The organism is Arthrobacter sp. Y81 (genome assembly GCF_002929335.1).
In the GTDB taxonomy this organism is placed as follows: Bacteria; Actinomycetota; Actinomycetes; order Actinomycetales; family Micrococcaceae; genus Arthrobacter.
Genome location: NZ_PJIL01000107.1, coordinates 257 through 516, shown reverse-complemented (window position 1 = coordinate 516; position 260 = coordinate 257). Strand labels below are relative to the sequence as shown.

The following is a 260-nucleotide window of genomic DNA, read 5'->3' as shown; positions in this document are numbered from 1 at the left end:
GGAAGGCGAACGCCAGCTAAGCGGCCGCCTGCTGGTCGGCGGACAATACAGCTTCACGGATTCGGAGTTGCGCGCCGGGCCGAACAAGGGCAACAAAGTCCCCTGGGTATCCCGGCATAGCGCCAGCCTGCACCTCGACTACCAGATACTGAGCGGTCTGCACGGCTATATAGAGGGGATCCACACCGGCTCCCGCTACTTAAGCAGCGATGACGCCCACATGTTATCCAAGCAAGGCGGCTACACACTTTTCAATGCCG

1 protein-coding gene is annotated in these 260 nt (G+C 60.4%); it reads left to right on the top strand.

The window, feature by feature from the left end; genetic code table 11:
* Positions 1 to 260, top strand: a 260-nt coding sequence (locus CXQ91_RS25155) for a TonB-dependent receptor domain-containing protein (RefSeq protein WP_219816624.1), incomplete at both ends; no start/stop codon positions are given.